Here is a 7,448-nt window from a genome sequence, read left to right as displayed (position 1 = left end):
TTTTTTTTGGTGGTTATGTTACATCTCGGGGGGTCGCTAAAATCCCAACAAAAATTGTCAGCCGGCGGTTATGGGGGGGGTTTCGTTTATGCGGGGGGTGGGTACACAATTTAAAAAAAAATACTTTAATTCAAAATTTTACCCCTTTTTTTTTTTTTATTTAAAATTTTCCCCCCCCCACCCCGCGCCTCCGGTCAGTCGAGACCCTGAAAAAATCGGGAAAAACGCGGCTTGTAGTAGTGGTTGCGATCGAGCGAGAAAGCCACCGCGAAGACCTTGCCGACGATCCGGTCGCGTTCGATCGCACCGATCACCCGGCTGTCGGAGCTGTTGTCCCGGTTGTCGCCCATCACGAAATAGTGGTCGTTCGCGACCATCTCCGGCCCGAAGTTCCGATCGACGCCGGCATACGCCATCGCCATCACCGGATGCGCTCCGCCGGGAAAGGCCTCGACGAAGAACGCTGATCCGCGGGCGTCGTCCGAGGAAACTCCGTCGAGCATCTGCCAGTCGAGCGGTTCGTAGCTGGCGGGCTCATCGTTGACGAAGAGCACGCCATTGCGCGTCTCGATGATGTCGCCGGGAAGACCGATCACACGCTTGACGAGACGCTTGCCGTCACGCGGCGAGAAAAGCACGACGATGTCTCCTCTTTCCGGATCATCCCATTCCGCAATCCGGATCGTGGTCAGAGGGATCTTGAGGTCATAGGCGAGCTTGTTCACGACGACGCGATCGCCCTCGAGAATCGTCGGCTTCATCGAACCTGTCGGTACGTCGTTCCAGTCCGCGACCGCCGACCGGAACGGGATGAGCACCGCGAGGATGATCAGGATGGGTCGGATCCATTCGGTCCAGAGCTCCTGAAAGAAACCCCTCTTTGGTTCGACTTCAGCCTGCTTCTTGTCGTCCTTCACACTTACCTCTACGGTTGATGGGAGCTCCTGGTTCCTGCGGCGTGACGGTTATGTTGCACTTTCGGACCGCGCCTGGACCGCTGCTCTCAGCAGCCGAACCGCCGCAACCCATTCCCTGCGAGCGACTCGTATTCTTCTGCCGGCCTCGCGTTTCTTCGCGCGCCACTGCCGGGAAACCCCGGCCGCTTTTTCGTTCATTGCCGCCTTCCAGAGCTCGAACGATTCCTCGAGCTCTCCGGTCGCCACGGCGATCCGCTCCCGGTATCGAGCCAGCACATTCACCGAAACCTCCGTTTCCTGCGCTTCATGCGCCCGAAGCGCCGCGGTCATTCTCGCCCGCTCGATCAGCGGGGCGGGGGTCGAGCGGAGATCCCAGGCGAGCCTCGCCTTCGAAAGGCCTCGTATCAACCACTTTGCAGGATCCCACTGCCACCACTTCACGCCGTTCCGGTAATCGGAGGCGAATCGGTGATGAAAGCTGTGGTATCCCTCGCCGAACGTCAGCAGCGCGACGGCCCAGTTGTCCCTCGCCGAGACCTCCCACGCATAGCGCGGCTCGCCGAGACTGTGCGCGAGAGAATTGACGAAGAACGTGCTGTGGTGGACGGCGGCGATGCGGAGAAATCCGCCCCAGAGCAACCCTGCGATCGGATCACCGAACATCCAGCCCACCGTGGCGGGGATCCCGAAGCCCCCGAAAATCAGGATCGGGATGTAGTACTTGTGCTGCCACTGCACGATCCGGTTGGCGACCAGATCGGGCGAGTTCTCGAAACCGTTTCCCTCGACCTTGTGAAAGATCCAGAGGATGTGTGCCCACCAGAACCCTCGCCGGATGTTGTATGGATCCCAGTCCTTGTCGACGTGAGAATGGTGAACCCGATGAGAAGAGCACCACCAGAGAATCGAGTTCTGGGCAGCCATCGCTCCAAAAAAACCGTAGAGGGCCTGAATCGGCCTCGCCGCGGTGTAGCTGCGATGGGAAAAGCACCGGTGATAGCCGGCGCAGATCGACATGCCGACCAGCGTGTAGAGGACGAGGAAGAGACCGAGCATCCACCACTCGAATCCCCGGTGCAGGGTCCAGAGCAGCGTGCCGACAGTCCCGATCACCGGTGTGAGCGTGAGGAACGCGATGTTGATCCAGTCGAGTCTGCCGCGATCAGCCGTGGGCATGCTGCCCTCCTTCGGGAACAGATTCAAGGAGGGCGATGAACGCACCCCGAGGTCTTGTCGGATTCTAACAGCGTCGGGACCGCTCAGACTTCCAGCCCGATCGCCGCGCCTGCATCGTAGCGGCAATTCGAACCGCATCATTCACGTGATCCTCGGTCAGACCGCCGTCGATCACCACCTTTTCATGAGACCGTACGCAGGCTTCGCATCCATTCATCGCGCTGACCGCGAGACACACCAACTCGAAATCGGTCTTGTTGGTCGCCGGCTTTGCAATCCGGTTCATCCTCAGCCGGGCCGGTTTTCCGCTCATACTCCTAACTTGAATCAGATGATGGAAGCGCGAGTGCGATCGCGCACGCGACCGCCACCCTAAGTTAGAAGTATTATACTATTTCTATAACTCTTTTATTAAAATATAACCGAGATTGGGATTATTCCAGCACCCAGCCGGACCGTGGCAATCACGTTGCACTGTTCCGACACGAACCAGGGGGTGGAACTTGTTGACTGCAAAGGATTCGAAAACGATGTTTGCCGCGTCACGACTCGCGTCGCTGGGAGCGATCTGGCTCGCGACCAGGGCGATCGAGACGAAAAAGGGTCAGCGGTGGTCCAGGAAGGCCGACGAACGGCTGGAGCGGATCACCGAAAAAGCCGGGAAAAAAGCCGTCGTCGCGAAAAGAAACGTCAAACGCCATGGCAGACTGGCCGTGGCGGGCCTGGTCGCGATCGCCGTGGGGACCGCCCTGCTCGGCAAGGCCGCAAAGAGCTGAACCGGCCGGTTCCGACTAGGTCGACGATTGCGGCATCAGAATCCAGAGGATGAGATAGAGGAGAAAACCAGATCCCGCGGTCGTAATCGAGATCACGACGTACAGAATCCGAACCAGCGTGGGGTTCCAGCCGAGCCACTCGGCGAGTCCTCCACAAACGCCACCGAAAATCCTGTGTCTTCTCGAGCGGTGCAAAGGCATTGAACGTTACCTCCTATGATGAACACTACGGCAGAGAACAGATCGAGGTTTCGAGTGGCATGGTTCGCCACGGGAGCGCTGGCACTCGCTGCCCTCATTTTGACCGTTTCGGATGCCACTGCCCAGACGGCCGGGGCGGAAGATCCATTCGGCGAGAGCGTTGCGGTCAACTACGTGATCGTGCCGTTCGTGCTCTTCAACCAGAACGGCAGGCCAATTACTGACCTCGAGCGGCGGCAGTTCGAGCTGCTGGTGGATGGAGAGCCGGTCGCGACTGACCTTTTCGATCACTCGACGCGCAACTCGGTCTCGTTCACGATCCTGCTCGACGGTTCCGGATCGATGGCGCTGGGCGACAAGCTCGAAGGGGCGCGACGGGCGCTGACGACGCTGATCCAGCGGGGCCGTCCGGGGGACGATTATTCGCTCTATGTCTTTTCCGCGGGGGAAGTGCGCCGGGAGGTCGAATTCACTACCGACGGCAGCAGGATCCTCGAAGCCGTCGACGAGGTCGAGCCATTCGGAAAGACCGCGCTGTTCGACGCGATCCTGCAGATTCCGGACGAAACGATTCTCGGCCAGAACGGTGTCCGGGCGATCGTCCTCCTCACGGATGGTCTCGATAATGCTTCGACCATCGACAGGCCCCGACTTCAGCGGGCGCTGGAAGGTCTCTCGGTGCCGGTGTATCCGCTCGGCCTTCGAACGCTCGCCTCGATCGAGGCCGAAAGAAAGCAGAATCGTGAGGCGACACTCGACCTCACCGTCCTCGCCGGCCTGGCCGGTGCCAGCGGCGGACGAATGGCGATCACGTCGGGACTCGACTCACTCGATGATGCAATCGGAGACATCCTCGAGGAGCTCAGATCGCAGTATGTCGTTGGCTTCAAGCCATCGGGAAAGGATGGGATAAGATACCGCTCGTTCTCGCTGACGCTGAATCGATCGATCGGTTCAGTCCGGATCCGGGCCGGCTACCGCGGAACCGCTCCCCCAATCAAGAACTGAGATTTTCCGCCCCGGTTGCGCATTCGGCGGCGACAACAATCACTAATTGTTAAAAGGAGAATCATGAACAAGCTCACACTCATTGCCATGTCATCGGGACTCATTTTCAGCGGCGCCTGCGCCACCAACACGGCGATCGACGAACGGATCGCCGCCTCGGAAGCGCGCACCGACGCCAAGATCGAGACCGTCGGCGCCCAGGTCGAGGAACTTCAGGAAGCGCAGCGACGCACCGACGCTCGGCTCGACGAGCTCAGCCGCGAAGCGAGCGAAGCTCTGACCCGTGCAACGGAGGCGGGGATTCTCGCCCAGGGGAAGGTGGTCTTCGAGGAATCCTTCACCGAGGACCGGATTCGATTCGCTCTGAACTCATCGCAGCTGAGCAACGATGCGACGGCTTCACTCGACACGCTGGCCCAGCGCATCAAGGCGCTCGATCGTCCCGTATGGATCGAGATCCAGGGCCATACCGATTCCACCGGAGCCGAGTCCTACAACGAGGATCTCGGACTCGACCGGGCCGAGGCCGTTCGGCGTTACCTCTCGAGGACGCATGACATCCCGCTCGCCCGGATGTCGACCATCTCGTACGGAGAGTCCTCCCCGGCAGCTTCGAACGCCAACCGCGAGGGACGCAGCCAGAACCGCCGCGTCGTCGTGGTGGTCCTCGAGTAACCCGAACGCGGGGTCGGGTCTGAACTTGGAACTTAACGACGAAATTGGCGGAAAGACGCGGTATTCCGGGCGTTAAGTTCCAAGTTCAGACCCGACCCCGCTGTTTCGCTACGCTTCGTACGCCTCGGACACCGACGCCAGCTCCGGCTCGGTCCTGAGACAGACGATCTCGTCGACCTGCGCGCCGACGTCGGCGCAGGCAGATTCGGATGAAGCCGGCACCGCAACGATCAGCTTACGAGGCTCGGCACTCGCGATCACCGAGGCGGCGGCTCGCATCGTCGCTCCACTCGCCATCCCTTCGTCGACCAGAATCACCGTACGGTCCCGGATCTCGACCGGAGGCTTTCCGCCTCGCAAGGCTGCTTCCTCGGCTTTCAACGAAACCAGTTCTCTCTCCGCTGCCTCGTCGATCTCTCTCTGGCTGATGTCGTAGGTCTGGACGACGTGGTAGTTGAGTACTTTCGTCCCCCCACTCGAGATCGCGCCGAGAATCAGCTCATCCTGCCCCGGAACCCTCAGATGGTGAACCACGAAGACGTCCAGCGGAGCATTCAGCACCCGCGCGACTTCGGTGGCGACCGGAATGCCACCCCCGGGAAGCGCCAGGACGATGAGGCCCTCAACGCCCGCGTAGCGCTGCAGTTCCGCTCCCAGAAGCTTTCCGGCTTCCCCGCGATTCGCGAATTTCACGTCCGCATTCTAGCAAGATGAACGCGCTAAATGATTTCGGAAAGTCAACCCGAGGCCCCGCGCCTCTCCTCGCGAATCCTTTTTGCGCTCGCCGCCCAGGAGCAGATGCGGCACGACCGGAGATCGTGGTGGCGTGCGGGACAGTGTTCCCGGCCAAAGTAGATCATCTGAAGATGAAGTTTCCCCCAAAGTTCGGCATCGAAGAGCTTCTTGAGGTCCCGTTCGGTCCGCTCGACCGATTCACCCCGAGAGAGCCCCCATCGCGCGGCGAGACGATGGATGTGCGTGTCGACCGGAAACGCCGGCCGCCCGAACGCCTGTGCCATGACGACACTCGCCGTCTTGTGGCCGACTCCCGGAAGCTGTTCGAGCTCCTCGAAGCTGCTCGGAACTTCTCCTCCATATCGATCGGCGACGATTCCGGCAAGACTCGCGAGCCGGCGCGCCTTGCCGGGAGCCAGGCCGCACGTCCTGATCAGCTCGAGGATCTCCTCCTCCGGCATTGCCGCCATCGCTCCGGGTGTCGGTGCACGCTCGAACAGCGCGGGCGTGACACGGTTGACCTGTTCGTCGGTGGTCTGTGCCGAGAGAACGACCGCGACGAGAAGCGTGAACGGATCCCGGTGGCGAAGCGGAATCGGCGGGTCAGGGTAGAGCTCGTCGAGAATCGATGCGATCCGGCGAGCCTTCTCGGATCTCTTCATGCGACCTCCGCCACCACGGCCTCGGCTTCTGCTTTCGAGTCGAGCCGCGCTCGAAAGGCGAGAAAGATCAGACCGACACCTAGCAACGCGATTGCGTTGAATGCGAGTGTGAACGTCACGTTCCATCGTTCGGTGGCCCAGCCCGAGAACAGATTTCCGAGCGGCATGCCGCCGCGAAAGGCGAGCATGAAGATCGACATGACCCGTCCTCGCATCTGCTCGGTCGTGACGAGCTGAACCATCGATGAGGTCACCGTGATGACTCCGAGCAACGCCAGTCCCGTCAGGAACGCGAGAACTGCGCTCAGCCAGAACATTCTGGAGAAGGCGAACGCGAGCAGAAGAAGAGCGAACGAGAGCTGGAAGCCGATCGCCAGCGATCCTCGACGGCGAATAGTCAGGATCGATGCGACGAGCACGGCGCCGGTCACCGAGCCGGCACCGCTGGCCGTCATCAGCCAGCTGTATCCGCTCGCGCCGACGCCGAAGATATTTTCCGCCACGACAGGCATCATCGTCACGATCGGAATCCCGAACAGAGTCGTCGCCGCCGCCAGTACCGTGAGCAGGAACAGCCGGCCTTCGTTCCACACGAAGGAGAGCCCTTCGCGCAGATCGAACAGAACCGACTCCTTCCTTCCGCCGGCTCTGGCAAAGCTCTTCTCCACGAAAAAGAGAGTGATGATGACCGCAACGAACGAAAGACCGTTGAGACCGAAACACCACTCGGCTCCGAGCGTCGCGAGCGCGATTCCCGCGAGGCTCGGCCCGAGCATCCTCGCAAGGTTGAACTGCATCGAGTTCAGCGCCACCGCGTTCGGCACTTCCCGCTTTTCCACCAGTACCGGCAGCAGCGCCTGGTACGCGGGCCCTCCGAATGCCTGAACCGTCCCGGTGCAGAAGGAGAGCACGAGGATGTGCCACACCTGAACCTGGTCGGTTACGAGCAGGGCCGTCAGAATGAACGCAAAGCTCATCTGCAGAACCTGCGAGATCATCAGCAGTCGCTTCCGATCGATCCGGTCGGCCACGACGCCGCCGGCCAGAGAAAAAAGGATCATCGGCAGAGTGGCCAGAAATGCGTCGAGACCGAGATAGAACGCGGAGCCGGTCATCGAAAGAACGACCCAGGCCTGCGCGATCGTCTGCATCCACGTTCCCGTGGTCGAGATGAACGCTCCGATCCAGACGAGACGAAAGTCCCGGTGACGAAGCGCCAGAAACGGCGAGCTGAAGCGGGCCCGGAACGAAATTCTCCCGGCTTCTTCTCCAGGAACCTCGGTCATCGCGGCAGCCGC

10 protein-coding genes are annotated in these 7,448 nt (G+C 60.8%); 3 read left to right on the top strand and 7 right to left on the bottom strand.

Features of this window, described 5'->3' with window-relative positions; translation table 11 throughout:
- Window positions 1-194: 194 nt before the first annotated feature.
- From lepB to KY459_03615, 3 genes are all read right to left on the bottom strand, one after another.
- Window positions 195-917 carry a signal peptidase I gene (lepB, locus tag KY459_03625; GenBank protein ID MBW3563795.1) on the bottom strand — a complete coding sequence of 241 codons (723 nt, stop codon included), beginning with the start codon at window positions 915-917 and terminating at the stop codon, window positions 195-197.
- 48 nt (window positions 918-965) lie between these two features.
- On the bottom strand, window positions 966-2,093 hold the full coding sequence (locus KY459_03620; protein MBW3563794.1) for a fatty acid desaturase: 1,128 nt from the start codon (window positions 2,091-2,093) through the stop codon (window positions 966-968).
- 64 nt (window positions 2,094-2,157) lie between these two features.
- Window positions 2,158-2,406, bottom strand: coding sequence for a carboxymuconolactone decarboxylase family protein (locus KY459_03615; protein ID MBW3563793.1), 249 nt, complete (start codon window positions 2,404-2,406; stop codon window positions 2,158-2,160).
- 193 nt (window positions 2,407-2,599) lie between these two features.
- Here KY459_03615 and KY459_03610 point away from each other — a divergent pair, with 193 nt between their 5' ends.
- The gene (locus KY459_03610) at window positions 2,600-2,869 is read left to right on the top strand and encodes a hypothetical protein (GenBank protein MBW3563792.1); all 270 of its coding nucleotides are present in this window, start codon (window positions 2,600-2,602) and stop codon (window positions 2,867-2,869) included.
- Window positions 2,870-2,884: 15 nt separating this feature from the next.
- Here KY459_03610 and KY459_03605 read toward each other — a convergent pair whose 3' ends face one another.
- A complete protein-coding gene (locus KY459_03605) occupies window positions 2,885-3,070 on the bottom strand; it encodes a PspC domain-containing protein (GenBank protein MBW3563791.1) in 186 nt (61 codons plus the stop codon).
- A 54-nt stretch (window positions 3,071-3,124) separates the two neighbouring features.
- On the opposite strand from KY459_03605, the gene KY459_03600 reads away from it, so the two are divergent.
- Together KY459_03600 and KY459_03595 are read left to right on the top strand one after the other, a co-directional pair.
- Window positions 3,125-4,078, top strand: coding sequence for a VWA domain-containing protein (locus KY459_03600; protein ID MBW3563790.1), 954 nt, complete (start codon window positions 3,125-3,127; stop codon window positions 4,076-4,078).
- A gap of 63 nt (window positions 4,079-4,141) precedes the next feature.
- Window positions 4,142-4,753 carry an OmpA family protein gene (locus KY459_03595; protein ID MBW3563789.1) on the top strand — a complete coding sequence of 204 codons (612 nt, stop codon included), beginning with the start codon at window positions 4,142-4,144 and terminating at the stop codon, window positions 4,751-4,753.
- A gap of 108 nt (window positions 4,754-4,861) precedes the next feature.
- Here KY459_03595 and KY459_03590 read toward each other — a convergent pair whose 3' ends face one another.
- From KY459_03590 to KY459_03580, 3 genes are read right to left on the bottom strand one after another with little or no spacing between them, the layout of a single operon-like run.
- Complete coding sequence (locus KY459_03590; GenBank protein MBW3563788.1) at window positions 4,862-5,446, bottom strand: phosphoribosyltransferase; 585 nt, start codon at window positions 5,444-5,446, stop codon at window positions 4,862-4,864.
- A 44-nt stretch (window positions 5,447-5,490) separates the two neighbouring features.
- Window positions 5,491-6,150 carry an endonuclease III gene (gene nth / locus KY459_03585; protein ID MBW3563787.1) on the bottom strand — a complete coding sequence of 220 codons (660 nt, stop codon included), beginning with the start codon at window positions 6,148-6,150 and terminating at the stop codon, window positions 5,491-5,493.
- Window positions 6,147-7,436: an MFS transporter gene (locus KY459_03580; protein ID MBW3563786.1), complete on the bottom strand. Its 1,290-nt coding sequence runs from the start codon at window positions 7,434-7,436 to the stop codon at window positions 6,147-6,149. The genes nth and KY459_03580 overlap by 4 nt, the downstream gene beginning before the upstream one ends.
- Window positions 7,437-7,448: the final 12 nt, after the last annotated feature.

It is taken from the genome of Acidobacteriota bacterium (genome assembly GCA_019347945.1).
Taxonomy (GTDB): domain Bacteria; phylum Acidobacteriota; class Thermoanaerobaculia; order Gp7-AA8; family JAHWKK01; genus JAHWKK01.
This window is presented reverse-complemented; position numbering and strand designations above follow the sequence as displayed.